Origin of the sequence: Sphingosinicella sp. BN140058, from assembly GCF_004135585.1 — a bacterium.
Taxonomy (GTDB): domain Bacteria; phylum Pseudomonadota; class Alphaproteobacteria; order Sphingomonadales; family Sphingomonadaceae; genus Allosphingosinicella.
This window is the reverse complement of the sequence record NZ_CP035501.1, coordinates 3,307,449-3,334,328: the sequence shown is the minus strand read 5'-3', so window position 1 is coordinate 3,334,328 and position 26,880 is coordinate 3,307,449. Positions and strand designations below refer to the sequence as shown.

General features: G+C 66.3%; 22 protein-coding genes. 12 read left to right on the top strand and 10 right to left on the bottom strand.

Features of this window, described 5'->3' with window-relative positions:
* Positions 1-78 precede the first annotated feature (78 nt).
* Entirely contained in the window at positions 79-615 is a 537-nt protein-coding gene (locus tag ETR14_RS14940) for a GNAT family N-acetyltransferase (RefSeq protein ID WP_129385808.1), read from the bottom strand.
* On the bottom strand, positions 612-2,486 hold the full coding sequence (sppA, locus tag ETR14_RS14935; RefSeq protein ID WP_129385806.1) for a signal peptide peptidase SppA: 1,875 nt from the start codon (positions 2,484-2,486) through the stop codon (positions 612-614). The genes ETR14_RS14940 and sppA overlap by 4 nt, the downstream gene beginning before the upstream one ends.
* A gap of 290 nt (positions 2,487-2,776) precedes the next feature.
* Between sppA and groES the strand changes: the two genes are divergently transcribed.
* Positions 2,777-3,064 carry a co-chaperone GroES gene (gene groES, locus ETR14_RS14930; protein ID WP_106515719.1) on the top strand — a complete coding sequence of 96 codons (288 nt, stop codon included), beginning with the start codon at positions 2,777-2,779 and terminating at the stop codon, positions 3,062-3,064.
* A gap of 48 nt (positions 3,065-3,112) precedes the next feature.
* The gene (gene groL, locus ETR14_RS14925) at positions 3,113-4,759 is read left to right on the top strand and encodes a chaperonin GroEL (RefSeq protein ID WP_129385804.1); all 1,647 of its coding nucleotides are present in this window, start codon (positions 3,113-3,115) and stop codon (positions 4,757-4,759) included.
* Positions 4,760-4,953: 194 nt separating this feature from the next.
* Here the strand turns inward: groL and ETR14_RS28400 are convergent, their stop codons facing one another.
* Together ETR14_RS28400 and ETR14_RS14915 are read right to left on the bottom strand one after the other, a co-directional pair.
* The gene (locus ETR14_RS28400; RefSeq protein ID WP_165356459.1) at positions 4,954-5,259 is read right to left on the bottom strand and encodes a hypothetical protein; all 306 of its coding nucleotides are present in this window, start codon (positions 5,257-5,259) and stop codon (positions 4,954-4,956) included.
* Between the two features lie 116 nt (positions 5,260-5,375).
* On the bottom strand, positions 5,376-5,654 hold the full coding sequence (locus ETR14_RS14915; RefSeq protein ID WP_129385802.1) for a hypothetical protein: 279 nt from the start codon (positions 5,652-5,654) through the stop codon (positions 5,376-5,378).
* A gap of 303 nt (positions 5,655-5,957) precedes the next feature.
* Between ETR14_RS14915 and ETR14_RS14910 the strand changes: the two genes are divergently transcribed.
* From ETR14_RS14910 to metH, 4 genes are all read left to right on the top strand, one after another.
* Complete coding sequence (locus ETR14_RS14910) at positions 5,958-6,914, top strand: metalloregulator ArsR/SmtB family transcription factor (protein WP_129385800.1); 957 nt, start codon at positions 5,958-5,960, stop codon at positions 6,912-6,914.
* Positions 6,911-7,840 carry a methylenetetrahydrofolate reductase gene (gene metF, locus ETR14_RS14905; protein ID WP_129385798.1) on the top strand — a complete coding sequence of 310 codons (930 nt, stop codon included), beginning with the start codon at positions 6,911-6,913 and terminating at the stop codon, positions 7,838-7,840. Before ETR14_RS14910 ends, metF begins: the two co-directional genes overlap by 4 nt.
* A complete protein-coding gene (locus tag ETR14_RS14900) occupies positions 7,837-8,883 on the top strand; it encodes a homocysteine S-methyltransferase family protein (protein ID WP_129385796.1) in 1,047 nt (348 codons plus the stop codon). Before metF ends, ETR14_RS14900 begins: the two co-directional genes overlap by 4 nt.
* A 115-nt stretch (positions 8,884-8,998) precedes the next feature.
* Positions 8,999-11,653: a methionine synthase gene (metH, locus tag ETR14_RS14895; RefSeq protein ID WP_129385794.1), complete on the top strand. Its 2,655-nt coding sequence runs from the start codon at positions 8,999-9,001 to the stop codon at positions 11,651-11,653.
* A 240-nt stretch (positions 11,654-11,893) separates the two neighbouring features.
* On the opposite strand, the gene sdhA is transcribed toward metH, so the two are convergent.
* From sdhA to sdhC, 3 genes are read right to left on the bottom strand one after another with little or no spacing between them, the layout of a single operon-like run.
* Complete coding sequence (gene sdhA / locus ETR14_RS14890; RefSeq protein ID WP_129385792.1) at positions 11,894-13,681, bottom strand: succinate dehydrogenase flavoprotein subunit; 1,788 nt, start codon at positions 13,679-13,681, stop codon at positions 11,894-11,896.
* Positions 13,674-14,069: a succinate dehydrogenase, hydrophobic membrane anchor protein gene (gene sdhD / locus ETR14_RS14885; protein ID WP_129385790.1), complete on the bottom strand. Its 396-nt coding sequence runs from the start codon at positions 14,067-14,069 to the stop codon at positions 13,674-13,676. Before sdhD ends, sdhA begins: the two co-directional genes overlap by 8 nt.
* Complete coding sequence (gene sdhC, locus ETR14_RS14880) at positions 14,069-14,461, bottom strand: succinate dehydrogenase, cytochrome b556 subunit (RefSeq protein WP_129385788.1); 393 nt, start codon at positions 14,459-14,461, stop codon at positions 14,069-14,071. The genes sdhD and sdhC overlap by 1 nt, the downstream gene beginning before the upstream one ends.
* A gap of 179 nt (positions 14,462-14,640) precedes the next feature.
* On the opposite strand from sdhC, the gene ETR14_RS14875 reads away from it, so the two are divergent.
* The 3 genes from ETR14_RS14875 to ETR14_RS14865 all read left to right on the top strand — a co-directional run bounded on the left by ETR14_RS14875 (position 14,641) and on the right by ETR14_RS14865 (position 17,899).
* A complete protein-coding gene (locus tag ETR14_RS14875) occupies positions 14,641-15,975 on the top strand; it encodes a methyl-accepting chemotaxis protein (protein WP_129385786.1) in 1,335 nt (444 codons plus the stop codon).
* A gap of 258 nt (positions 15,976-16,233) precedes the next feature.
* The gene (locus ETR14_RS14870; protein WP_129385784.1) at positions 16,234-16,941 is read left to right on the top strand and encodes an SDR family NAD(P)-dependent oxidoreductase; all 708 of its coding nucleotides are present in this window, start codon (positions 16,234-16,236) and stop codon (positions 16,939-16,941) included.
* Entirely contained in the window at positions 16,931-17,899 is a 969-nt protein-coding gene (locus tag ETR14_RS14865; RefSeq protein WP_129385782.1) for a 50S ribosomal protein L11 methyltransferase, read from the top strand. The genes ETR14_RS14870 and ETR14_RS14865 overlap by 11 nt, the downstream gene beginning before the upstream one ends.
* 3 nt (positions 17,900-17,902) lie before the next feature.
* On the opposite strand, the gene ETR14_RS14860 is transcribed toward ETR14_RS14865, so the two are convergent.
* Complete coding sequence (locus ETR14_RS14860; protein ID WP_129385780.1) at positions 17,903-18,361, bottom strand: hypothetical protein; 459 nt, start codon at positions 18,359-18,361, stop codon at positions 17,903-17,905.
* A 130-nt stretch (positions 18,362-18,491) separates the two neighbouring features.
* Between ETR14_RS14860 and ETR14_RS14855 the strand changes: the two genes are divergently transcribed.
* Positions 18,492-19,850 carry an MFS transporter gene (locus tag ETR14_RS14855; protein WP_243455526.1) on the top strand — a complete coding sequence of 453 codons (1,359 nt, stop codon included), beginning with the start codon at positions 18,492-18,494 and terminating at the stop codon, positions 19,848-19,850.
* Between the two features lie 7 nt (positions 19,851-19,857).
* On the opposite strand, the gene ETR14_RS14850 is transcribed toward ETR14_RS14855, so the two are convergent.
* Entirely contained in the window at positions 19,858-22,146 is a 2,289-nt protein-coding gene (locus tag ETR14_RS14850; protein ID WP_129385776.1) for a glycoside hydrolase family 3 N-terminal domain-containing protein, read from the bottom strand.
* Positions 22,147-22,344: 198 nt separating this feature from the next.
* Here ETR14_RS14850 and ETR14_RS14845 point away from each other — a divergent pair, with 198 nt between their 5' ends.
* Complete coding sequence (locus ETR14_RS14845; protein WP_129385774.1) at positions 22,345-23,367, top strand: LacI family DNA-binding transcriptional regulator; 1,023 nt, start codon at positions 22,345-22,347, stop codon at positions 23,365-23,367.
* Between the two features lie 392 nt (positions 23,368-23,759).
* Here the strand turns inward: ETR14_RS14845 and ETR14_RS14840 are convergent, their stop codons facing one another.
* Positions 23,760-24,881, bottom strand: coding sequence for a hypothetical protein (locus ETR14_RS14840; RefSeq protein ID WP_165356458.1), 1,122 nt, complete (start codon positions 24,879-24,881; stop codon positions 23,760-23,762).
* A 519-nt stretch (positions 24,882-25,400) separates the two neighbouring features.
* On the opposite strand from ETR14_RS14840, the gene ETR14_RS14835 reads away from it, so the two are divergent.
* On the top strand, positions 25,401-26,843 hold the full coding sequence (locus tag ETR14_RS14835) for an MFS transporter (RefSeq protein WP_129385770.1): 1,443 nt from the start codon (positions 25,401-25,403) through the stop codon (positions 26,841-26,843).
* Positions 26,844-26,880: the final 37 nt, after the last annotated feature.

The window sequence follows — 26,880 nt, the reverse complement described above, 5'->3', positions numbered from 1 at the left end:
CTTCCCTTCTTTCGTCCAGGCAGGAGAAGTGAGGGCTCCGACACGCTCGGCTGGACGAAATTCAAATAGCGGTGATCGTTACACATTCGCCAGCGGGCGCGGCTCGCGCGGCGGAGTCGCGGCGCGTGCGAGCGGTCGCTGCCACAGGCCGACGTCGATCCAGCGGCCGAGCTTCCAGCCGACTTGGGCATAGGTGCCGGTCTGGACGAAGCCGAATCGTTCGTGGAAGCCGACGCTGTCCGAATTGGGCAGGCTGATCGCGGCGATCGCCTGGGTGAAGCCCTGCGCTTCGAGCGCGGCGAGCAACGGCCGATAGAGCAGGCTGCCGACGCCGCGGCGGCCACCGCCCTGCCGCACGTAGACCGTGGTCTCGACGCTGAACCGGTAGGCCGTCCGCGCGCGAAAGGCGCAGGCATAGGCATAGCCCGCGATCGTGCCGTCCGCTCCCTCCGCGACCAGCCAGGGATACATAGCGCCGGCGGCCTCCATCCGTGCTTCGATCGCAGCGGACTCGGGTGCCTCATCCTCGAAGGTGATCACCGTCTCGGCAACGTACGGGCGGTAGATATCGGCGATGGCTGCGGCATCGCCGATGCACGCGGGCCTGACCTTCACGCGCCGATCAGCTTCAGCAGCAGGGCGGTGAAGCCTCCGGGCCGCGGCTTTGCCGTGACTTCGGCGCCGGGGCAGGAGAGGCAGCGCGCCTGGACCGAGGCGCCGGTCATCAGCAACTCGGCATCGGCTGCCGCACGCAGCATCATCTGGCGCTGCTTCATGCCGATCCGGCCGAACGCATCGGCCGAAGCTTGCTCCTCTTCCTCTCCGCCGGTCGCGAACGCGAGCAGCAGCGAATCGAAGAAGCCAGGCTCCTGCTCCAGCCATACCGGCCTGGCGTCGTCCGCATCAACCTTGGCCATCCGCGCAGCCTCGGCGACGGCGTCGTCGAGGCCGCCGAAGGCATCGACCAAACCGAGCTGACGCGCGGTGCCGCCGTCCCAGACGCGGCCTTGCGCAATCTGGTCCACCCGCGCGACCGGAAGCTTGCGCCGCTCGGAGACGAGGGAGAGGAAGCGGCCATAGGTATTCTCGACACCCATCTGGAGCAGCCGGTCCGCTTCCGGCGCAGGGCCATGAAGCAGATCGGGCTCGCCCGAGAGCGGCGTCGTCTTGATGCCGTCCGCGCCGACGCCGATCTTTGCGAGCGCATTCTCGAAGCTCGGCAGGATGCCGAACACGCCGATCGATCCCGTGATCGTCGAGGGTTCGGCGTAGATCTTGTCGCCGGCCATCGACACCCAGTAACCGCCCGAGGCGGCCAGGCTGCCCATCGACACCACCACCGGCAGCCCCTTCGCCTTGGCCGCAAGCAGCGCTTGGCGAATGCGCTCGGACGCCAAGGCCGAGCCGCCCGGCGAATCGACCCTGAGCACGATCGCCTTCAGGTCGCGGTCGCGCATGCCGCGCTCCAGCGCCCTGACGATCGTCTCGGCGCCCGCAGTGCCGGCATTGGCCTCGCCGTCGACGATGTTGCCCGCGACGGTGACGATGCCGATCTCACCGGCCTCCTCCGTGGCCGGATAGGTCGACGCCCACTTGTCGAACGCGATCCTGCGGAAGCTCCCCGGGACGTCGGCATGAAGCGCGCCCGTGATCTTGGCGATGCGCGCCCCGAAGGCCTGGCGGTCGCCGATCTGATCGACCAGCCCCGCGGCAAGCGCCGCCTTGGCCATGTCGCCGCCCGCCGCCTGGATTCGGCCCGGGGCATCGGCAGCATAGGCCGCGATCTGGGCTTTCGGCCGCGCCTGCCGGACCGATTGCTGCCAGCTTTCCCACATTGCGCCGTAAAGCGCCTGGGCATTCTCCCGCGCTTCCGGCGACATGTCGCTGCGGGTGAACGGCTCGACCGCCGACTTGTAGGTGCCGACCCGGTAGACGTTGGCGGTGATACCGAGCCGGTCCATCAGCCCCTTGAAATAGAGATTGTTGCCGCCAGGCCCGGCGACCAGCACCCCGCCCATCGGATTGAGCCAGATTTCGCTGGCGTGGGACGCGAGAAGGTAGGAATCGTCATCATAGGCGGTGGCGTAGGCGAGCACCGGCTTGCCGGCCTTCTTGACCGCATCGAGCGCTTCCGCCGCCTGGACGAGCGTGGCCTGTCCGCCGCCCGAGAAGATGTCGAGATCCAGCACCACGGCCTGCACGCGGTCGTCGCCCGCCGCCTTGCGCAGCCCGTGGACGATGTCGCGGAGCCGGTATTCGCGGCCGCCCGCACTCCCGCTCAGCACTTCGCTCGCGCTTGCCTGTGCCGGCTGCTCGACGATCGGGCCCGACAGGTCCAGCACCAGCGCGCCCTTGTCGCCGCTGCCGACCGCAGGCCGCGACGTCATCGCCGCATAGAGAAATCCGAAGAAGAGGAGCATGAACAGGAGCACCAGCCCGTCCTTGATCCCGACGAGCAGTCTCCAAACCTTGCCGACGAATCGCATTGTCGCATTCCCGTAACAGCTTCGGCCTAGCGCAGGGTTGGGCCGTGGATCCGGACCGGACCCTTTGGACGAGGGCTAATCCACCGCCGCGGCCCTGTAAATGGATGCGGCCGGTCGGGTCGAAACGGATGAATTTTCCTGTCGCCGGGCGCTTGACCGCAGATGAACAGCAACTACATCGGCAGCGCTGGCACTCACTGGGGGTGAGTGCTAACAAGGTTGAACCCAGCGACTGCCGCACCTCGCCAAAAGGGGGGAGAGCAGCCGCATTACTAGAAGAGGTGACGTGCATGACTTTTCGTCCGCTCCATGATCGGGTGCTCGTGCGCCGCGTCGAGGCCGAAGAGAAGACGGCCGGTGGCATCATCATCCCCGACACCGCCAAGGAAAAGCCGCAGGAAGGCGAAGTGATCTCGGTCGGCTCCGGCACCAAGGCCGAAGACGGCTCGGTGACCCCGCTCGACGTCAAGGCCGGCGACCGCATCCTGTTCGGCAAGTGGTCGGGCACCGAGGTCCGCCTCAACGGCGAAGACCTGCTGATCATGAAGGAATCCGACATCCTCGGAATCGTCGGCTGACTCATCGCACATCCATCCACGTTGAATTGAACTAAGAGGAAAGAAGACATGGCAGCGAAAGACGTACGCTTTTCGCGTGACGCCCGTGAGCGGATCCTCCGCGGCGTCGACATTCTCGCCGATGCGGTGAAGGTCACCCTCGGCCCCAAGGGCCGCAACGTCGTCATCGACAAGAGCTTCGGCGCGCCGCGCATCACCAAGGACGGCGTCACCGTCGCCAAGGAGATCGAGCTCAAGGACAAGTTCGAGAACATGGGCGCGCAGATGCTGCGCGAAGTGGCCTCGAAGACCAACGATCTCGCCGGTGACGGCACCACCACCGCCACCGTCCTCGCCCAGGCGATCGTCCGCGAAGGCATGAAGTCGGTCGCGGCCGGCATGAACCCGATGGACCTGAAGCGCGGCATCGACGTCGCCGTTTCGAAGGTCGTCGAGGACCTCAAGGCCCGTTCCAAGCCGGTCGCCGGCTCGAATGAGATCGCCCAGGTCGGCATCATCTCGGCCAATGGCGACACCGTCGTCGGCGAGAAGATCGCCGAAGCGATGGAGCGCGTCGGCAAGGAAGGCGTGATCACCGTCGAGGAAGCCAAGGGCCTCGAGTTCGAGCTCGACGTCGTCGAAGGCATGCAGTTCGACCGCGGCTACTTGAGCCCCTACTTCATCACCAACCCGGAAAAGATGCAGGTCGAACTCAACGACCCGTACATCCTGATCCACGAGAAGAAGCTCTCCAACCTCCAGGCGATGCTACCGATCCTCGAGGCGGTCGTGCAGTCGGGCCGTCCGCTGCTGATCATCGCCGAGGACATCGAGGGCGAAGCGCTCGCCACCCTCGTCGTCAACAAGCTGCGCGGCGGCCTCAAGGTCGCGGCCGTCAAGGCTCCGGGCTTCGGCGATCGCCGCAAGGCGATGCTCGAGGACATCGCGATCCTGACCAACGGCGAGATGATCAGCGAAGATCTCGGCATCAAGCTCGAGACCGTGTCGCTGAACATGCTCGGCCAGGCCAAGCGCGTCACCATCGACAAGGACAACACCACCATCGTCGACGGTGCCGGTGCGCGTGACCGCATCGAGGGCCGCGTCACCGCGATCCGCCAGCAGATCGAGAACACCACCAGCGATTACGACCGTGAGAAGCTCCAGGAGCGTCTCGCCAAGCTCGCCGGCGGCGTCGCCGTGATCAAGGTCGGCGGTTCGTCCGAGGTCGAGGTCAAGGAGCGCAAGGACCGCGTCGACGACGCGCTGCACGCGACCCGCGCAGCTGTCGAAGAGGGCATCGTCCCCGGCGGCGGTACCGCTCTGCTCTACGCCACCAAGGCGCTCGAAGGCCTCAAGGGTGCCAACGAGGACCAGACCCGCGGCATCGACATCGTCCGCAAGGCGATCATTGCGCCGGTTCGTCAGATTGCCGAGAATGCCGGCAATGACGGCGCCGTGGTTTCGGGCAAGCTGCTCGACGGCAACGACGAGACGCTCGGCTTCAACGCCCAGACCGAGACCTACGAGAACCTCGTCCAGGCCGGCGTGATCGACCCGACCAAGGTCGTCCGCACCGCGCTGCAGGACGCCGCATCGGTCGCCGGTCTGCTCATCACCACCGAGGCCGCGGTCTCCGAGCTTCCGGAAGACAAGCCGGCTGCCGGCGGCGGCATGCCGGGCGGCATGGGCGGCATGGGCGGCATGGACTTCTAAGGCGTAAGGCGGCCTTCGGCAGCGGCGCTCGTCGCTGCCGAAGGATTCGCCTTAGCCCGGCCGGCGCGTCCGCCGCGGAGCTGCGGATCGCGTTCGACGTCCAAGGCGGGCTTGCCCGCCTTCTGCCGAGGCCCAAAAGAAAAGGGGTCGGAGGATCTCTCCTCCGGCCCCTTTTTCTGTGCCTTCGATCCGCCTTACTGCGCGTTGGTCGCCGTCGCTGCAGCCGCATCGTTTGCGGTGCCGGCATCGTTCCCAGCGGCATCGTTCCCGGCCGCGCCCTCGGCCACCGCGACGTCACCCGCCTCGGGTGTCGGCGCATCGCCGTTGCCGAGCTCCGGATTTTCCACGGTCAGGCTGTCCGGCGACGTATCGAGCATGTTCGCCGCCTCGTCGAGCTGGGCATTCTCCTCGGCGGTGGGGCCGGTGCTTTCCTTGTCTCCGCATCCGGCCAGGAGGGCGAGTGCGGCGGCCGTCAGGCCGGTGGCGATGATCGAGCGCATGAATGATCACTCCGAAGATGGCATGTCGGCCGCTGTCTGCCGCATTGCCGGGCAAATAAAAAGGGCCGCGCACCCGGTGGTGCGCGACCCTTTTCGTCGCATAAGTTCGCGAGAACTTAGTGCGCGGCGTTCGAGGTCGCGTTGGCGACCGCGTCCGACGCGTTCTCGACGGAGTTGCCGGCAGCTTCGAGGCTGTTGCTGGCATTGTCGAGAGCGTTGTTGGTCGCGTCGACCGCGCTCGCGTCGTTCGCCGAGGCGTTGACGTCGCTGACGGCTTCGGTCTCGGTGACGTTGAGATCGGTTGCGGTGTTGTTGCCGGCATCGTTGCTGGTGTTGTTGCACGCAGACACGCCGAGGGCTGCGACGGCAGCCAGGGTCAGACCAATCTTCTTCATGAAAACTTCCCTCCGTTTGGAGCAACTGATGATCCGCTGGGCGAGGTGCCGTGGCGTAGCCCATCGGCTCTCCAGCGCTGCATGCTGTACAAAAGGCGCAGCAGTATGTCTACCTATTCGGTAAGCAATTGCGGTAAAGCGTTTTTTCCGGTCATTCTTCCGTCACAATCCGACGTTGGACGCTCTTATCAGCGCCTTGAACGGCTTTCGGGCGCGCAAATCCCTCGTGCGAACGGAACCAAAGGGCGTGAAAGGCGTGTCGTCACTTGACCCGCATATAAAGATATCTTTATATCCTTATCTATGGCCGATGTGACTGACCTCTTTCGCTCCCTTGCCGATCCGACGCGGCTGCGGATTCTCGCGCTGCTGCGGGCGATGGAGCTGTCGGTCGGCGAATTGGCGCAAGTGCTCGGGCAAAGCCAGCCCCGCGTCTCGCGCCACGTCAAGATCCTGATCGATGCCGGCCTTGCCGAGCGGCGCAAGGAAGGCAGCTGGGTCTTCCTCAGCCTCGGCGATGGCGCGCGGGTCGATCCGCTGTTCGCAATGCTCGATCGCTGGGCCGAGATCGACGGCGAGGATCCATGGATGCTTGCCGATGCCGCGCGCCTTGCCGCGGTTCGCGCCGATCGTGCGGCCGCCGCCGAGCGCTATTTCGCCCAGCACGCCAATCACTGGGACGAGATCCGATCGCTCCACATCGCCGAGAGCGAGGTCGAAGCGGCGATCGGGCGCGCGCTCGCGGACCGGCCGGTCGGACGCCTCGTCGATGTCGGCACCGGCACCGGCCGGATGATCTCCTTGTTCGGGCGCGAGGCGCAGCATGCCTTGGGCGTCGATCGCTCGCCCGAGATGCTGCGTCTTGCGCGGGTCAAGCTTGCCGAGGCCGGCCTCACCGCCGCCGAACTGCGCCAGGGCGACATGTACGCCCTCCCGCTTCCCGCGGGCAGCGCCGACACCGTAATCCTCCACCAGGTGCTGCACTTCGCCCAGCAGCCCGCGGCGGCGGTCGCCGAGGCGGCCCGTCTGCTCGCGCCCGGGGGGCGATTGCTCGTAGTCGATTTCGCCGCGCACGAGCGCGAGGAACTGAGGATCCGCGACGCCCATGCCCGGCTCGGCTTCGCCGACGACGCCGTAATCAAATATATCGAGAGCGCGGGCCTGGAAGCCTGCGTGATCGAGCATCTCGAAGGCGGTGAGCTCACCGTCACCATCTGGGCCGGAGAGCGGCCCGAAGCTAAATTGAAGGTCGTCGCATGAGCACGCTCGCGCCTGGCATCGCCAGTTGGCGGAAACCCCTGTTCGAAGATGTCGCCGGCGACATCGACGTGTCGTTCGAATTCTTCCCGCCCAAGACCGAGAAGATGGAGCAGACGCTCTGGGAGTCGGTGAAGACATTGGAGCCGCTGGCCCCCCGATTCGTCTCGGTTACCTACGGCGCCGGCGGCTCGACCCGCGAGCGGACCCACAATACGGTGGCGCGGATCGCCAGGGAAACGACGCTCGCCGCCGCCGCGCATCTCACTTGCGTCGAAGCCAGCCGGGAGGAGATCGACGAGGTCGCCCGCGCCTATTGGGAAGCAGGCGTTCGCCACATCGTCGCGCTGCGCGGCGATCCGCCCGAAGCCGGCAAGAAGTTCGCGCCGCATCCGAACGGCTATGCGGGCGCCGCCGATCTCGTCCAGGGCCTGAAGCGGATCGCGCCGTTCGAGATTTCGGTGGCCGCTTATCCCGAAATGCACCCGGATGCGGTCAGCCGTCAGGCCGACATCGACAATCTGAAGCGCAAGATCGATGCCGGGGCCGATCGGGCGATCACCCAATTCTTCTTCTCGCCGGATTGCTTCTTCCGCTTTCGCGACGAAGCTGCCGCGGCGGGGATCGATGCCGAGATCGTGCCCGGGATCCTGCCGGTTTCCAATGTCGCACAGACCCGCAAGTTCGCCGCAATGTGCGGTGCCGGCATTCCGCCGTGGATGGACCGCCTGTTCGAAGGGCTCGACAATCTGCCGGCGGCGCGCCAGCTCGTCGCCGCCACCGTGGCGGCCGAATTGTGCGGCCAGCTTTATGCCGGCGGCGTTCGCCACTTCCACTTCTACACCCTCAATCGGGCCGAGCTCGCTTATGCGATCAGCCACCTTCTCGGCCTTCGCCCGACACCAGACCAGCAGGAGCAAGCGGCATGAGCGCGCGCGAGAGACTGATCGAAGCCGCCCGGGAGCGTATCCTGCTCACCGACGGCGCCTTCGGCACCGAGATCCAGAACCGCAAGCTGACCGAGGCCGACTATCGCGGCGATCTCCGCCTCAGCCGCGATCAGAAGGGCAATAACGACATTCTCGCCCTCACCCGGCCCGACGTCGTCGAGGCGATCACCAGAGACTATCTGGCTGCCGGCTCCGACATCGTGTCCACCAACACGTTCAGCGCCAACACGATCAGCCAGGCCGATTACGGTGCCGAGCATCTTGTCGGCGACATCAATCGCGCTTCCGCGAGCATCGCCCGCAAGGCTGCCGACGCGGCCGAAGCGGCCGATGGCAGGCCGCGCTTCGTCGCCGGCGCGATCGGGCCGACCAACAAGACTTTGTCGCTGTCGCCCAACGTCAACGATCCCGGCTATCGCGAGATCGATTTCGACGGCCTCAAGGACGTCTATCTGCAGCAGACGGAAGCCTTGCTCGAGGGCGGCGCCGATTTCATCCTGATCGAGACGATCTTCGACACGCTCAACGCCAAGGCGGGGATCGTCGCGGCGATGGAAGCCGGCGAACGGCTCGGCCGCGACGTGCCGCTGATGATCTCGATGACGATCACCGATCTTTCGGGCCGCAATCTGTCGGGCCACACGGTGGAGGCCTTCTGGTATGCGGTGCGTCATGCCCGGCCGCTGACCATCGGCCTCAATTGCTCGTTCGGCGCCCAGCAGCTCCGCCCGCACGTGCAGACGCTGGCCCAGAATGCCGACACCTTGATCATGGCCTATCCCAATGCCGGCCTGCCCAACGAGCTCGGCGCCTATGACGAGCTGCCCGAGCAGACCGCCGCCTTCGTCCGCGGCTGGGCGGAACAGGGCCTGGTCAACATCCTCGGCGGCTGCTGTGGATCGACCCCCGCCCATATCGCGGCGATCGCCAAGGCAGTGCAGGGCGTGACCCCGCGCAGCCTGCCGAAGGTCCGCACCGTCACCCGCCTCGCCGGCCTCGAGCCGATGACCATCGCCGCTTAGCATCTCTCTCCCCATCGGGGCCCATCAAAGTAGTCGTTTGATGGGAATTCTGTGGGGAGAGGGCAGGGAGAGGGGAAGTCGTCCCCTCCGTACCGATTACGAGTAGTCCATCATTATGACCGCCACTGCCCTTCCAATTGCACCTCTAGACGCCGACGCCGATGCCGACGTCGGGCCCGCCGCCTCCTCCACCTTCGTCAACATCGGCGAGCGTACCAACGTCACCGGATCGGCACGTTTCAAGAAGCTGGTCATGGCCGGCGATTATGCCGCCGCGGTCGAGGTCGCGCGCCAACAGGTCGAGAATGGCGCCCAGGTCATCGACATCAACATGGACGAGGGCCTGCTCGACGCCGAAGTGGCGATGACGACCTTCCTCAAGCTGATCGCCGCCGAGCCCGACATCGCCCGCGTGCCGTTCATGATCGACAGCTCGAAATGGAGCGTGATCGAGGCCGGCCTCAAATGCGTCTCCGGCAAGCCGATCGTCAATTCGATCAGCTTGAAGGAAGGCGAAGCCGAATTCCTCCGCCTCGCCCGCAAGGTACGTAATTACGGTGCCGCCGTGGTCGTGATGGCCTTCGACGAGACCGGCCAGGCCGACACCAAGGCGCGCAAGGTCGAGATCTGCTCGCGTGCCTATGATCTGCTGGTGCGCGAAGGCTTCCCGCCCGAGGACATCATCTTCGATCCCAACGTGTTCGCTGTCGCGACCGGCATCGACGAGCATCGCACCTATGCCGTCGACTTCATCGAAGCGTGCAAGGAGATCAAGGTCCGCTGCCCCCACGCGCACATCTCCGGCGGCCTTTCGAATCTCAGCTTCTCGTTCCGCGGCAACGAGCCTGTGCGCCGCGCGATGCACTCGATCTTCCTCTACCATGCGATCCCGGCCGGGCTCGACATGGCGATCGTGAATGCGGGTCAGCTCGACGTCTACGACGCGATCGATCCCGAGCTGCGCGAAGCGTGCGAGGACGTCATTCTCGACCGCCGCGACGATGCGACGGAGCGCCTGGTCACGCTCGCCGAAAAGTATCTCGGCTCCGATCCGGTCAAGGAGAAAGCCGAGGCGGAATGGCGCGGCTGGAGCGTCGAAAAGCGGCTGGAACACGCCCTCGTCAAGGGCATCGACGCCTACGTGGTCGAGGATACCGAGGAGATGCGGCAGCGGGCCGACCGTCCGATCCACGTCATCGAAGGTCCGCTGATGGACGGCATGAACGTGGTCGGAGACCTGTTCGGATCCGGCAAGATGTTCCTGCCCCAGGTGGTCAAGTCGGCCCGCGTGATGAAGAAGGCCGTCGCCCATCTCATCCCCTTCATCGAGGAGGAGAAAGAGAAGAGCGGTGCCACCGCCGGCAAGGGCAAGGTCGTGATGGCCACCGTCAAGGGCGACGTTCACGACATCGGCAAGAACATCGTCGGCGTCGTCCTGCAGTGCAACGGCTTCGAGGTGATCGATCTCGGCGTGATGGTGCCGTGGCAGAACATCCTTCAGGCGGCGAACGAGAACAATGCCGACATGATCGGCCTGTCGGGTCTGATCACCCCGTCTTTGGACGAGATGGTCACGGTTGCGGCCGAGATGCAACGCGAGGGCATGACCCTGCCGCTGCTGATCGGCGGCGCGACGACCAGCAAGGTCCACACCGCGCTCAAGATCGACACCGCTTATGAAGGCCCGGTGCTCCACGTGCTCGACGCCAGCCGCGCGGTCGGCGTCGCCTCGTCGCTCGTCTCCGAGACGCAGCGCGATCCGCTCGTCGCCAAGACCGCGGAGGATTACCACACGGTCCGCGAGACCCGCGCCGGCCGCGGCCATAGCGAGCTCGCCACGATCGACGAGGCCCGGGCCAATTCCTTCCCCTACGATCCGGCGGGCAAGCCGCCGGCGCCGCAGCGCCCGGGCGTTCAGCATTTCGGCGAATGGCCGATCCGGGATCTGCGCGCATCGATTGACTGGACACCGTTCTTCCGGGCCTGGGAGCTCGCCGGCAATTATCCCGCGATCCTCGAGGATCCGATCGTCGGCGAGAGTGCGACCTCGCTGTTCAACGACGCGCAGGCGATGCTCGACAGGATCATCGCGGAGCATTGGCTGATCGCCAAGGGGACCGTCGGCCTGTGGCGCTGCCGCCGCGAAGGCGACGACATCTTCGTGCTTGCCGGCAATGACGAGACCCGGCTGCCGATGCTGCGCCAGCAGGTGAAGAAGCGCGAGGGACGGCCGAACATGTGCCTGGCCGACTTCATCGATCCGGCCGGCGAGGACTGGATCGGCGGCTTCGCCGTCGGCATTCACGGGCTCGACGCGCATTTGGCGCGCTTCAAGGCCGAGAATGACGATTATTCGGACATTCTGTTGAAGGCTCTGGCCGATCGTCTCGCCGAGAGCTTTGCCGAAACCCTCCACGGCCACGTCCGCAACAGCATCTGGGGCTATGCGGAAGAGCATCTCACCAATGCCGATCTGATCCGCGAAACCTATCAGGGCATCCGCCCGGCGCCCGGCTATCCCGCCTGCCCGGATCACAGCCTGAAGCCGGTATTGTTCGACATGCTCGGCGGCGATCCGGCCGGGGTCACGCTCACCGAGAGCTTCGCGATGTGGCCGACCTCGGCCGTCTCCGGCTTCTATTTCGGCCATCGCGACAGCCAGTATTTCGGCGTCGCCCGGATCGGCCGCGACCAGCTCGAAGATTATGCCGCCCGCCGCGAAGTCAGCGTCGAGGAAGCGGAACGCTGGCTGCGGCCGAATTTGGACTGAGCACGCCTCTCGCATGACACCCCATCCTCCCCTACCTGCCAAGGGAGGGGCCGGGGGTGGGTGCGCTTTCGGCCCCTCGATGGGGCTGAAAGCGCCAGGGATTTTCGCTCAAGCTGCAGGCGCGGCTGCGCCGCGCACCCACCCCTAACCCCTCCCTTCCAGGGAGGGGATGACACAACAAAAGGCCGCCGCAGCACTCGCTGCGACGGCCTTTTCGTTTTCAGCGCCTGAACCCAGGGATCAGTACACCCGGGCCTTGGGCTTGATATACTCGATCTCGTCGGTGAGCGTATATTCGTGCACCGGGCGGTAATCGATCGTCACCTTACCCTCGTTGAACCAGGTCACCGTGTGCTTCAGCCAGTTGACGTCGTCCCGGTTCGGATAGTCCTCGTGCATATGGGCGCCGCGGCTTTCCTTGCGATTGGCGGCGCTGTGCATGGTGACCACGGCCTGGCCGATCAAATTGTCGAGCTCCATCGATTCGACCAGATCGGTGTTCCAGACCAGGCTGCGGTCGGTGACGTCGATGTCGGCCATCTGCTTGTAGACCTCGTCGATGCGGCCCTTGCCTTCGTCCAGCGTCGCCTCCGTGCGGAACACCGCGCAATCGGCCTGCATCGTGCGCTGCATGCGGTTGCGGATGACCGAGGTCGGGCTGCCGCCCTTGGCATAGCGGAAATGATCGAGGCGGCCGATCGCCATCTCTTCCGAGCCCTTGGGCAGCGGCGGCAGCGCCGTGCCCGGCTTGACGATCTCGCCGAGGCGCAGGCCCGTCGCACGGCCGAATACGACGAGATCGATCAGGCTGTTGGAGCCGAGGCGGTTGGCGCCGTGAACCGACACGCAGGCCGCTTCGCCGACGGCGAACAGGCCGGGGACGACGCTGTCGGGATTGCCGTCGCGCAGGGTAACGACCTCACCATGATAATTGGTCGGGATGCCGCCCATGTTGTAATGGACGGTCGGCACCACCGGCAGCGGCTGCCGCGTCAGGTCGACGCCGGCAAAGACCTTGCCGGTTTCGGTGATGCCGGGCAGGCGCTCGGCCAGGATCTTTGCGTCGATATGATCGAGATGGAGGAAGATATGATCCTTCTCCTTGCCGACACCGCGACCCTCGCGGATTTCCATCGCCATCGATCGCGAGACGACGTCGCGGCTGGCGAGATCCTTGGCCGACGGTGCGTAGCGCTCCATGAAGCGCTCGCCCTCGGAATTGGTGAGATAGCCGCCTTCCCCGCGCGCACCCTCCGTGATCAGCACGCCGGCACCGTAGATGCCGGTCGGATGGAACTGGACGAACTCCATGTCCTGCAGCGGCAGGCCGGCGCGGAGCACCATCGCATTGCCGTCGCCGGTGCAGGTGTGGGCCGAAGTCGCCGAGAAATAGGCACGGCCGTAGCCGCCGGTGGCGAGCACCACGGCATGGCTGCGGAAGCGGTGGATGGTGCCGTCTTCCATGCACAAGGCGATCACGCCCCGGCATTCGCCATTTTCCATGATCAGATCGATCGCGAAATATTCGATGAAGAAGTCGGCGTCATACTTCAGGCTCTGCTGGTAGAGCGCGTGGAGCATGGCGTGGCCGGTCCGGTCGGCGGCGGCGCAGGTGCGCTGCGCGGGCGGACCGGCGCCCATATTCTGCATCATGCCGCCGAAGGCACGCTGGTAGATGCGGCCTTCCTGGGTGCGGCTGAACGGAACCCCGAAATGCTCGAGCTCGTAGACCGCGGCGGGCGCCTCGCGGCAGAGATATTCGATCGCGTCCTGGTCGCCGAGCCAGTCGGAGCCCTTGACGGTGTCGTACATGTGCCAGGTCCAGTGGTCTGCGCCCATGTTGCCGAGCGATGCGGCGATGCCGCCCTGCGCCGCGACGGTGTGGCTGCGGGTCGGAAAGACCTTGGTGATGCAGGCCGTCTTCAGCCCCTTCTCCGCGGCCCCCATCGTCGCGCGGAGGCCGGAGCCGCCGGCTCCGACGACGACGACGTCGTAAGCATGGTCGATGATCTTGTAGGCGTCAGCCATGGGATGCGTCCCCGCCGAAGGCGATCTTGAGAACAGAGAAGAAAGCGAGCGCGGCGCCGGCGATCACGAAGAAGTTGAGCAGCACGATCGAGAACAATTTCATGCCCTCCTCGTGCACGTAATCTTCGAGGATCACCTGCAGGCCGAGCTTGAGGTGCCAGAAGGTCGTAACGATCAGCAGCAGCATCGGCACTGCGGCGAGCGGCTCGCGCAGCCAGCCGACGACATCGCCGTAGGAAAGCGACGGCAGCCGCAGGATCGAGGCGATGAACCAGACGAACAGGACCAGAGCGGCGATCGAGGTCAGCCGCTCGAGCCACCAATGATGTGCACCGGTGCGCGCCGAGCCGAGGCCGCGGACGCGGCCGAGGGGAGTTTCCATCCGCATCACTTCATCCCCAGGATGGCGAACCAGAACAGCGCGGTGAGCAGCACCGAGCCGAGGATCGTCATGTTGGCCCAGAATTTGTTGACCGAGAGCTCGAAGCCCGCACCGATGTCCATCACCAGATGGCGGATGCCGCCGAGCAGGTGAAAAAAGAACGCCCAGCTCAGGCCGACGCCGATCACGATGCCGACCCAGCTCGTCGCCCACGACAGGAACGTCTCATAAGCCTTGGCGCCGCTGGCGGCCGCCGCCAGCCACCACACCAGGGCTGCCGCGCCGACCGTGGCAAGGCCCGCGCCGGTCACCCGGTTGGCGATCGAGACGAACATGTGCGGCCCCCATCGCCAGATCGTCAGATGCGGCGAGAGCGGGCGCGATGGATTGCGGTGCATGAGGCGGGGCTCCCTAAGTACGCGCCGCTCTTAGGAAAGCACGCGCCCGGAGACAAGCGGCGTGACACTCCAAGCCACCCGGCATTTAGGACAGAAGATGCCCTCCATGGCTAACGCGATCTTAAAGCTTTCGCGCCACAACGGCCCCCTGGCTTAATGTCACATTGACGAGGACTTTCATGGGGACGGAACAGGGCGCAGTGCGGCTGGAGGCACGGATCGGGCGATACGATCCGGACGGAAGCCTTGCCCAGGGCTGCAGGGAACTCGCCGAGTTCCTCAAGGAAAAGGGTGCGCCGGTCGGCCGTGCCTTTTGCGAGCATCTCTCCTCCGCGCACGACGCCGGCACTCGGTTCGGCGAGGCGGACATCGAGGCGCTGACCGGCAAGATCGTCCCCTATATGATCATCAAGCATGGCGCGATCGGCGATCAGAAGTGGGCCGATCTGGCCCAGGGCTTCCTTCAGGATGCGAATGCCCGGGGCATTCCGCTCAGCGTCCTGTTCTCGTCCGTCGCGGCGGCTGTCGACTGCTGCTACACCCTGGTTGCCACCGAATGTGCCGAGCAGCCGGAGCGGATCGCCCGACTCGGACGCTGTCTCGCAATCTCGTCGCTGCTCGAAGCGGACGTGTTCGCCGCCCAGTTCGACCTCATCCATAGCCGTGCCGAGCGAGAGACCCGGGCCGCACGCGGCGCCCAGTTCAACAACGAAGTGGTCAGCGTTGCCGAGCGCACCGCGTCCGACAGCCAGTTGCTGCGCGCCCAGGCCTCCGATGCCTCCGCCGCAGCGCGCGGGATGCTCGGCAAGACCAGCGAAGTCGCCGCCGCCGCCGAACAGTCGGCGCTCGCGATGCGCGAAGCGGCGCAGACCGCCGCCGGCCTGATCCGTGCGATCGAGGATGCCCGCAACGAAGTCGAGGTCGCCGCGGGCGTCGCGACCCGCGCCGGCGATCAGGCCTCGCAGGCGGTTCAGGTCAGCCAGGCCCTGTCCAGCCATGTCGGTGCGATCGAATCGATCCTCGGCCTGATCCGCGACATCGCCGGACAGACCAACCTGCTTGCCTTGAACGCGACCATCGAGGCCGCCCGCGCCGGCGATGCCGGCCGCGGCTTCGCCGTCGTCGCGCAGGAAGTGAAATCGCTCGCCAGCCAGACCGCCCGGGCCACCGACGACATCGCCGGCAAGATCTCCGCCATCCAGCAGGCAACCAAGTCGACCCTGACGGCGAACGGCTCGATCCAGCGCACCGTGGAAGAAGTCCAGCACAGCGCCGACCGGATCCGCGAGGCGATGGAAGTGCAGGCGCAGACGGTGACGATGATCACCGCCGCCGTCGACGAAACCGCCCTCGCCGCCGATTCGATGTCCTCGACCATCGCCGCGATCCGCCAGGACACGGAAACGGTCGCGAGCGAGATCGACGGCCTGACCAAGAGCTTCAGCCACGTCGACGAGCAGATGACCCGGTTCAAGACCGCCACGACCAGCTTCGTGAAAGGCTTCGCGGCGTAAGCGCCCTCACCCTTTCGCCGCTTCGCAGCGGGAGCAAAACTGCCCTCACCCTCCCACCGCTTCGCGGCGGGCCCCTCCCTCTCCCTGAAACGGGAGAGGGGCAGTTTTGCGACCGGGGCGGATAACCCCTCTCCCACTTGGGGAGAGGGAGGGGCCCGCGCCGAAGGCGTGGGAGGGTGAAGGCCGAGCCTCGTCGTTCGATCCGCGAGACGTGCTCTTCCTTTGCAACCTCTTGGTTGCGCCGCTAGTTCGCGGCCCATGACCCAGCGCAACATCCTCGTCACCGGCACCAGCCGGGGCATCGGCAGGGCGATCTTCGACGCCCTCGGCGGCCACAATGTGGTCGGCCATTCGACTCGCGGCGGCGACGGCGAGATTGCCGCCGATCTCGACCGGCCAGGCGCCGCCCAGGCGCTGTGGAACGCCGCGCTCGACCGGCTCGGCGGCCGCATCGACGTGCTCGTCAACAATGCCGGCATCTTCGAGGCGGCGTCGATCGATCTCGATCATGACGAATGGGTTGGCGTCTGGGAGCGCACGATGCGGGTCAACCTCACCGCCTCGGCGGAGCTCTGCCGCCTGGCGGTGCGCCACTTCCGCGAACGTGAAGACGGCGGGCGAATCGTCAACGTCGCCAGCCGCGCTGCTTATCGCGGCGATTCGCCCCAGCATTGGCACTATGCCGCCTCCAAGGCCGGGATGATGGGGATGACCAAATCGATCGCGCGCGGTTTCGCCGCCGAAAACGTGCTCGCCTTCGCCGTCTGCCCCGGCTTCACCATGACCGGCATGGCCGAGGATTATCTCGCCAGCCGCGGCGGAGAGAAACTGCTCGCCGACATCCCGCTCGGCCGTGTCGCCGGAGTCGACGAAGTCGCCGAGACGGTGCGCTGGTTCGCTTTGGACGCGCCGGCCTCCTCCACCGGGGCCGTGATCGACGTCAACGGCGCGTCCTATGTCCGCTAGAAAGCGCGCTGCCGCAGCCCCGGCCGCAAACGGCGAGACCGGCAGCTGGAAGGCGACCCTCCCCTGCAACAAGGCCGAGGCCGAGCAATTGCAGGAGGAGATCGGGGCGCTCGCTCTGCTCGACGAACCGCCCGTGCTGATGACCAGCGAGCCCGATCCGGCGCAGCCGGACGTGTGGCGGCTCGATGCCTATTTCGCCGGGCCTCCGAGCGCCGAGATGCTCGCCATGCTGAAGAGCCTGGCGCCGAGCGCCGCGGGCCAGGAGCCGCTGGTCGAGCAGGTCGAGGAACGCGACTGGGTGACGCTCAGCCAGCAAGGTCTGGAGCCGATTCGCGCCGGCCGCTTCTTCGTCCACACGCCGGCGCACCGCGACAGCGTTCCCGCCGATTCGATCGCGTTCGAGATCGATGCCGGCCGCGCGTTCGGAACCGGCCAGCATGAGACCACCAGTGGCTGTCTGGTGGCTCTGAGCAAGCTCAAGGACCAGGGGATCAGCGTCTCGAACCTGATCGATCTCGGCACCGGTACCGGCCTCCTCGCATTCGCCGCGATGCGGTTGTGGCCTGCTGCGCGTGCGGCCGCATCGGACATCGATCCGGTCTCGATCGAGGTCACCGAGGAGAATGCCGGTATCAATGCGGTCAGGCTCGGTCGCATTCGCGGGCAGCTCGAGCTTGCGGTGGCGGCGGGGCTCGAACATCCCCGGCTGCGCCAGCGTGCCCCTTACGACCTGATCATCGCCAATATCCTGGCAGGTCCCTTGATCGAACTGGCGCCAAGCGTGTCCAAGGCGCTTGAGGCCGGCGGCCGCCTCATCCTCGCCGGACTGCTCGACAGCCAGGCGGATGCGGTCGCCGCGGCCTACCGGCGGCACGGACTGATGCAAAGCTTCCGGGTCGAGCATGGCGAGTGGCCGACTCTGGTGATGCGCAAGCGCAGGTCGCTCGGCTGGCGTTAGTGGCTAGTCGGCGACCAGCATGGCCGTGAAGGCGAGATGGACGCCGAGCAGGATCGCGACGACGAGCGGCAGATAGATATATTTGTGCCGGAAGCGGCGGGTACGATCGCGCAGCGACGGCTTCGGGATCGTGTCGAGAAAGCGCATGAAGCGCAATTGCTCGGCCACGTCCCCGGCGCGAAACGGCTGAGGCGGCTCGATCGATCTCTTGTGGCGCGGCCAGCGGCCCGGATAGGGTTCGACGACGCCATCGCTGTGCAGGACCAGGTCGGGAGTCCGGCCGACATGGCGAAGCACGACCAGATCGGTGTCGGCGCCGAGCCCGATTTCGGCTCTATACCCTTTGCGGACGAGAGCGTGCAGCCGCTCCAGCACCGGCGATTCTGCCTGCCCGTCGACGATTTCCGTCCCGACCAGGACGGCGGAAACACGCTCCTTGGTTTCGACCAGATCCGACCGCATCGCTCCGCTCCCTGATTTTCGGCTCAGCATAAGCGAGGTGTCTTAGCGAAGCAATGCACCTCATGGAGGCGGTTGCGGATTGACGCTCGCGCCCGGGGTTGGGATGGCGGGTTCGAGAGGACGCAAGGCATTGGCCGAAATCGTGAACCGGGCGCACGCCGCCTCCGTGGGCAAGCTGCGGCTGCTGCTGTTCGCATTCGGGGACTTCGCCTTCAATCTCTACTGGCAGAGCGTCATGCTCTTCCTGCTCTTCTACTATACGGACGCATTGGGGCTGCCGATGCGGATCGCGGCGACCACCTTCATGCTGGCCTCGATCTGGGATGGTGTGGCGAACTTCCTGGCAGGGATCGTCGCCGACCGCCGGGGTTCCACGCGGGGCTACGGCATGGTGCTGACCTTGGGCAGCATCCCGCTTGGGCTGACCTTCGCCCTCGCCTACACGCCGCCGCCGGCGAGCGGCGGCTGGGCGATCGCGTTCGTCTTCGGCAGCCATCTCCTGTTCCGCACCTTTTACGGCTTGGTCAACGTGCCCTATCTCGCCATGTCGTCGCGGATCAGCATCGACAGCCGGGACCGGGCCTTCGTCGCGGGCATGCGGATGCTGTTCGGCACCTCCGCAGCGGTGGTGGTGGCGCTCGTGACGGTGCCGATCGGGACATGGCTGACCGGGAGCGCGGTCGCGGCCGATGCCTATCTCGGCAGCGCCCTGCTGTTCGCACTGCTCGGAACGGCAATCCTGCTGATCGTCGGCCGCTCGTACCGTGAGGGCGAAGCGCCGCCCGCACACCCTCCGGTCTCGATCGGCGCCGCATTGCGCAGCCTGGCCGGCAATCGTGCGTTCGTGACGCTGAACCTGGCGATGATGGCGATGATCGTCGCCATCACCGTGCTCAACAAATCGATCCTCTATTACTTCAAATATTATATCGGCGCGGAGAACAAAGCCCAGCTTGCGCTCGCATCGATGAGCCTGGTCAGCGCGATCGCGGTACCGGCCTGGATGCTGCTGGCGCGGGCGGTGGGCCTCCGCAGTCTCTGGTTTCTCGCCGCTTCACTCGCCGTCGCCGGCCTCGCAATGTTCGCCGCGCTCGATATTCACGGCGCCGGAGCGATGCAGATCTACCTGATCGGCATGCAGGTCGCGATCGTCGGCCTCAACTTCGCCTTCTGGGCGATGCTGCCCAATACGATCGAATATGGCGAGCGCACCACCGGCCTGCGAGTCGAGGGAACGGTGTTCGGCCTCGCCGCTCTGCTGCAGCGGATCGCCATCGGACTGGCGACCGCGATCCTGGGCTGGAGCTTCGAGTCCGCCGGCTACGTCGCAAATGAAGCCCAGGCGACCTCGACCCTTGCGGCGATGCGCTGGACGATCGCGCTGGTCCCGCTCGGCTTCCTGATCGTCTCCTGCGCGCTCATGGCGTTCAACCCGCTCACCCGCGGTGCGCATGCGCGTATCGTGCGCGCGCTCGAAGACGAACGCTGACGGATCGTCAGCCGGCGGTCAGCTCGAACGTACCGTGCAGGCCCTCGGCTTCCGCGGACGGCGCGATCCAAAGGTCGAACTGGCCGGGCTCGACCACCGGCTTGTTGTCGCGCCCGATGAACATCAGATTGTCGCGCGTCAGGGTGAACCGCACCGTCTCGCTCTCGCCCGGTGCCAGCGCGATCTTGCGGAATGCCTTGAGCTCGCGCACCGGCCGGGTGATACTCGCGGCGCGATCGCGCACGTAAAGCTGCACGACCTCTTCGGCGGCGCGGGTGCCGCGGTTGCTGATTCGCGCGGAGACGGTCAGCGTTCCGGCCCATGGCAGGGTGGGCGACACGCTGAGCCCGGCATAGTCGATCTTGCCATAGGTGAGGCCGTGGCCGAACGGATACAGCGCTGAGTTCGGAATGCCGCGATAATGCGCCTTGTACGGCTCGAGCTTCTCGCCGGGATTGGGACGGCCCGTCGGCTTGTGGGCGTAATAATAAGGTTGCTGTCCGGGCGACCGGGGGAAGCTGCAGGGAAGGCGTCCGCCGGGGCTGTGGGCGCCGAACAGGATGTCGGCGATGGCATTGCCGGTTTCGGTACCGAGGAACCAGGTGACGAGAATGGCGGGTGCATTCGCGACGGCGCCTTCGAGGGCGAGGGCGCGCCCGTTCTTGAGCACCACCACCATAGGCTTGCCGACCGTCGCGACCGCCTCGGCCAAAGCCTGCTGCGGTGCCGGCACGACGATCTCCGGTCGCGACTGCGCTTCACCCGACATGCCTTCGTTCTCGCCGATCGCGAGCAGGACGACATCGGCGTCCCGTGCCGCCGCCACCGCCGCGTCGATTCCGCCGGCGAGCGGTTCCTCGACCCCGGAGCCCTGGACGACTTGAATCGAGGCCTTGTCGGCGACGGCGTTGCGGACTCCGGTGGCGAGATCGACCGCCTCGGCATTGTCGCCGTAGATCACCCACGGCCCATTCAGATCGTGCTGCCCTGCGGCAAAGGGGCCGATGATCGCGATCTTGCGTCGGGATCTGGGTAACGGCAGCAGGTCGCCGTCATTCTTCAGCAGCACGATCGACTTGCGGCCGGCCTCCCGCGACAGCGCCGTCGCCGCCTTGGTGCGGGAGCGCGCCTTTTCCCGCTTGGGATCGATCCGGCGGAACGGATCATCGAACAGGCCGAGCGCCGCCTTCATCGCCAGCACGCGCCGCACCGAGGCGTCGAGCCGCGCGACCGGCACGTCGCCGCTCCGCACCAGATCGGGCAGGTGATTGCGGTAGAAGTTGCTCGTCATGCTCATGTCGACACCGGCGAGGAAGGCGAGCTTGGCCGCCTCACGCGCGTCCTTGGCAAAGCCGTGCGCGATCATCTCCTCGTCGCCGGTATAATCCGACACGACGAAGCCTTCGAAGCCCCATTCGCCGCGCAGCAGATCCTGCATCAGCCAGGGATTGCCGGTCGACGGAATGCCGGAAATCTCGTTGAACGAGGCCATGGCCGACAACGCGCCGGCTTCGAACGCGGCCTTGAACGGCGGCAGGTAGACTTCGCGCAACGTCCGCTCGGAAATGTCGACGCTGTTATAGTCCAGCCCCGCTTCTGCCGCACCATAGGCCGCGAAATGCTTCGCGCAGGCGAGCATCGCATCAGTGGCCTTGAGGTCCTTGCCCTGAAAGCCGCGCACGCGCGCAGCGCCCATCAGCTCGCCGAGCAGAACATCCTCGCCCGCACCTTCCATCGTGCGGCCCCAGCGCTGGTCGCGGGCGATGTCGACCATCGGCGCGAAGGTCCAGTCGATGCCCGAGGCCGCCGCCTCGTAGGCGGCCATGCGCGCGGTCCGTTCGGCGAGATCGGGCTCGAAGCTTGCCGCTTCCCCTACGCCGACGGGGAAGATCGTGCGGTGGCCATGGATGATGTCCGCGGCGAACAGCAGCGGGATCTTGAGGCGGCTCTCGGTCATCGCAACCGTCTGCATCCGCCGTGCCGCTTCGGCGCCGTTGCTGTTGAACACGCCGGTCAGCTGCATGCGGCGGACCTCGTCGAGCTGCGCCTCCCAGCTCGGACCCGAGGTCGGCGGATTGAGCTGAGTGGCGACTCCGCCGCCCCACGCACTCGGGTTCAAGGTCAGCTGACCGGCTTTTTCTTCCACCGTCATGCGGGCGATCAACCCGTCGACGAGCGCCGGCACCGGCAGTTTCGCCATCGACTGGAGGAAAGCGCGCGCCGGGCTGTGCAGCCACATTGCAACCGCACCGGCGCCCATCAGCGCCGCGCGCCTCGAAATCCTGCTGTCGATCATTCAAGCCTCTCCTCGACGGGTGCGACGTCGGAACGGCAATCCAGGTCTCGCCGTCCTTGCACCTGTGTTCGGGTCGGCGCATTGATGCTTGTGCAAGCCGCCCGTAACCGGTTACATGACTGCACTTGGCGGTAAATGCAATCACCGTTAGAACCCGAAGGCGTGGGGGACGGACGGGTTCGCTGCGGAGGGGATCCGATGGCTGAAGCCACGATACGAGACGTTGCCCGGCGGGCCAAAGTGTCCGTCGCCTCCGTCTCGCGTGCGCTGAACGGCCTCAACAACGTTCGCCAGGCGACCCGCGATCGGGTTATCGCCGCCGCCAACGAATTGGGCTACGTACCCCATGCCGGCGCCCGCAGCCTCAGCCTCGCGCGCGCAAATGCCCTGGGCGTGGTGCTCCCCGATCTTCACGGCGAGTTCTTTTCCGAACTGGTGCGCGGCATGGACCGGGCGGCGAGCCGGCGGGGATTCTTCCTGTTGCTGTCCAACATGCATGCGGAGGGCGATCAGGCGCCGACCGCGCTGCGGGCGATGCACGGCCGCGTCGACGGCATCCTCGTCATGGCGCCGCACGTGCCTCCGGAAATGCTCGAGCAGGCCCTGCCCGCGACCCTTCCCGCCTTGCTGATCAACGCGCCCGTGGACGTGGCGACGCGCCCCTCGGTGCGCATCGACAATGAAGCCGGGGCGCAGGCGGCGATCCGCCACCTCGTCGGTATCGGCTGCCGCCGCATCCTCCACATTGCCGGTCCCGAGGAGAATATCGACGCGCGGGAACGTGCCAGGGGCTATTTCAAGGCGATGGCCCGCTACGCCCCCGGCATCGAGCCCCTGATCTTCGCCGGCAATTTCGAAGAGGATGCGGGCGAAGCCGCGGCCCGCGAGATGCTGGCCGATCGGCGGGGCGTCGACGGCGTCTTCGCGGCCAACGACATGATGGCGATCGGCTGCTTGCAGACGCTCCGCGCCGCGGGAGTGCAGGTGCCGGACGAAGTCGCCATCGCCGGGTTCGACGACGTGCCAATGGCGCGCTATCTGTCGCTCACCACCTGCCGGGTCCGCATCGCCGAGATCGGCGAGCGTGCCGTGACCCGCTTGATCGATCGGCTCGAAGGCAAGATCGAGCGCGTGCTGAACGAGCGCCACCTCCCCGAACTGGTGGTACGCGGCACCACCGCGGGGGCGAACAGCGACGAGATGGCCGAACACGGGCTCTGAAGGCTACCGGTGACGTCGCGGGCCGATCGACCGTCCTAGATCTCGATCAGAAATTGCTTCTCTTCGACGGTCGTCGGCGTCGCGGCAGCAAGCCACCAGCTGCGGAACAAGTTGAAAGCCCATCGTGCGGCAGAACGGTCCTCGACCCACGCCGTCCGAGAACCCGGATCCGCCAAGATCCCGTCCGTCGATCTTGAAATCCCGCTCTCGAGGATGTCGGCTATCATTCTGCCACGCGCCGCATCGCCTGGGACTTCCACGGCCAAGTTTGTCATCATGCTTGCTCCGGATCGAGAGCTCGGACCGCCGAACGGCGGAGGCGGCATTGGAATGGAAGAGCCGGCGCCCCGTGTTGCGGCGCCGGCTCCTTCGTTCCCCCACGTGTTGACCGGTTAGAAGCCGCCGGTGCCCTGGGTCACGACCGCGCTGTTGCCGCTGCCGCTCTGGGTCACGGTCGAGCTGTTGTCGTCCGAATATTGGCTGACGACGGCGCTGTGGCCGGTGCCGGTCTGCAGGATGGTCGACGCCGAGCCGACGCCTTCCTGCTCGACGGTTGCGAGCATGCCCGATCCGGTCTGGGTGATCGTCGAGGTCACGTCCTCGCCATTCTGCGTCACCTCGGCGGCATTGTCGTGGAACGACCAGTTGCCGGTCTGCGTGATCGTCGAGCTCGCACCCACCGAGAGGCTGGTCTGAGTCACGCGCGCCGACTCGCCGAAGGTCTGGCTGATCGACGAGGTGCCGTTCTCGCCGAGCTGCGTCACATAGGCATCGCTCTGCTCGCCCTGCGAAATGCCGGAGACGTTGTCCGCGCCATCCTGCCAGACGTCGGCGAGCGCGTTGCTTGCGCCCTGGTAGATGGTGGAGGTGTTGCTCTCGCCGAGCTGATCGACATAGGCGCCGTCATTGTTGCCGAAGATTGTAACGGTCGATTTGCCGAAATTGCCGGACTGGCGGACCTCGGCGACGGTGTTGCTGCCACCCTGGCTGATCGTCGATTCATTGTCGGCGCCGCTCTGCTCGTTATAGGCGGAGTGATGCCCCTGATATTGGGCGACCGTCGAGCTGTTGTCGGTCCCGCTCTGCAGGATCGTCGCCTCGGTGGTCGTCGAGATGCGCTGAAGAACGCTGGCGGTCGATCCTTCCGCATTGGCGTCCTGAGTGATCGTCGCCTTGATCGCACGGCTTGCACCGCCGGCGACACCGGTCTGGTCGATCTTCGCGGTGGCGTCCGACTGCTGGGTGATCGTCGCTTCGGCGCCGCTGGCGATGCCGTCCGCGCCGACGCCCTGATCGATGGTTGCGTCGGCACCCGATCCGCTCTGGGTCACCTTGGCACGCAGGTTGCTGCCATTCTGGTCGACGTCGGACGCCGCATCGGAGCCGCTCTGTGCGACGTTGGCACCGTTGTCGCTGCCGGCCTGGACGACGGTCGAGTCATTGTTCTGCGCGAGAAGCGGTGCCGCGGCGACCAGTGCGAGCGCGGATACGGTGACGTGGATAATGGCCTTCATCGTCATTCCCCTCATATTGAATGATGACCATGCGCCCCGGCGGCCTTCCCGCCTGAAGCAACATGATCCGCTTGTCAGACGCCCTCAATTCCCCCGCCGCGGATCTGCAATCCCGCCGGCCGAGCCCCGTCAGCGCCGCAGGACGCGCCGCTGCAATCGCGAAAGCGGCTTCGCCGCCATCGCCCGAGTACAGAAAAAGTGATGACCCCCATTTCACGAGCGCTCGGCCGAAAGCTCCGCACCCGTTAACACCCGTTTACCTTTGCAGCGCATGAAGCGCATCCCCAATATTGGGGAGACGGGCCACTAAAGCGCGACAAAGTCTCGGTTTTTATTGCTGTGCCGAAATGAGCCACTACCTCGCAAGGCCATGAAGACCTGCCGGCGGGGAAGCTGCGACGTGTCACTCTCGTCGGTAAGGCGGGGCCAGGGCATTGCTGCGTCCGCGCCTCGGCTCTAGCGTTCGCGCGACGCAACGGAGCAACCTGGCCGATGCTGAGGCGGAGCACGCGATAGACCATGGCCACTCCGCTCCCATCCTGCGACCGCGGCGCGGCGCTTTCCCAGTCGGACGGCAGCGTGCGGCATTCCGGCTGGATCCTGGTCGCCACGATCTGCGCCTCCAGCCTCGCCTTCATCGACGGCTCGGTCGTCAACGTCGCCCTGCCAGCAATCGGCCGCAGCCTCGGCGGCGGCGCGGCGGATCTGCAATGGACGGTCAACGCCTACCTGCTTCCGCTCTCCGCGTTGCTGCTGTTCGGCGGCGCGGCGGGAGACCATTTCGGCCGCAAGCGCCTGCTGATCGGAGGGACCTTACTGTTCGCCGTGGCATCCCTGCTGTGCGCGTTCGCCGCGAGCCTGAACATGTTGCTTGCCGCGCGTGCTGTGCAGGGCGTCGGCGCGGCGATGCTGATGCCGAACAGCCTCGCCATCCTCGGCAATGCATTCGAAGGCGAAGCGAAGGGGCGCGCGATCGGCACCTGGGCCGCCTCCGGCGCAATCGCGGCCGCGGTCGGGCCGCCGCTCGGCGGCTGGTTGGTCGAGAGCGTCGGCTGGGAGGCGATCTTCCTGCTCAACCTTCCGGTCGCCGGGGCGGCCATGCTGATCGCAGGGAGGTACGTCACCGATCATGCCAAGAGCCGGCAGGCGCTGGACTGGCCCGGCGCCGGGCTCGCCACGGCCGGCCTCGGCGCGCTGACCTGGGCGCTGACCTTGTGGTCCGGCGGCAGCGCCTTCGCCGGCACGGTGGCGATCGCAGCCGCCGCAGGTCTCGTCCTGCTCGGCCTCTTCGTCTTCGTCGAGCATCGCCGCGGCGACCAGGCGATGATGCCGCTTTCGCTCTTCGCGTCGCGGCCGTTCGTCGGTCTCACCCTGCTCACCTTCCTCCTCTACGGGGCTCTGGGCGGACTGCTGGTGCTGTTGCCCTACATCCTGATCGTCGGCGGCGGCTACACCCCGCTCGAGGCAGGACTCGCCCTGCTTCCATTCTCGATCCTGATCGGCGGCGCCTCACGCCTGATCGGCGGCCTCACCGGCAGGGTCGGTCCGCGGCTGCCGCTGAGCCTCGGACCGGTGGTGACGGGGCTCGGCTTCGCCTTGCTCTTTCGCGTCGATCCGCTGGGCAGCTACTGGACCAGCGTGCTTCCGGGCATCGCCGTGATCGCCCTCGGCATGGCCGGCGCGGTGGCGCCGCTCACCACCGCCGTGCTGTCGTCGGTGGACGGTGCGCACACCGGCACCGCGTCGGGCTTCAACAGCGCAATCGCCCGCACCGGCGGCTTGGTAGCGACGGCCCTCGCAGGCGCCGTCATTGCAGAGGCCGGCGCCGCCCTCGTCGACGCCTTTCATGCCGCCGCCCTGATCGGGGCCGCGCTCGCGATCCTTGCGGGCATGGCCGCGTTCCTGACGCTTCCCCCGTCGGCGCAGGCTGTCGAGGATCGGCACGGCCCAGCGGAGATTTAGCCCAGCCAAAGCCCGTCACGGGCGCGTCTTCGTTCTA